1 protein-coding gene is annotated in these 261 nt (G+C 65.1%); it reads right to left on the reverse strand.

The features are described from left to right. The coding region (gene cutA / locus SB786_RS36730; protein WP_410731650.1) for a divalent-cation tolerance protein CutA at positions 1–261 on the reverse strand (261 nt) is incomplete at both ends.

Consider the following 261-nt stretch of genomic DNA (forward strand, 5'->3'; position numbering starts at 1 on the left):
GGGTTTCGGTGTTGACCCACTGCCCGTAAGCGGTCGACGCCATCGCCTGCCAGGCGAGGATTTCGGGCGTCTCGTAGGGATGTTGGGTCTGGATGAACTGTTCGAGTTCGGCCGTGCGGGCGAGACTCGTCTTGAAAAGCAGCTGGATTTCGCTGCCGGACTCGATCTTGCCCTGCCAGTGAAAGTCCGAATGCACGGCGCCGAGCCGCGTCACGCAGGCGGCCAGCCGCGCCGCGAGGACGGCGGAAGCGAGCTTGTCGG

Source organism: Burkholderia sp. SIMBA_062, from assembly GCF_046534765.1.
Lineage (GTDB): Bacteria > Pseudomonadota > Gammaproteobacteria > Burkholderiales > Burkholderiaceae > Burkholderia > Burkholderia ambifaria.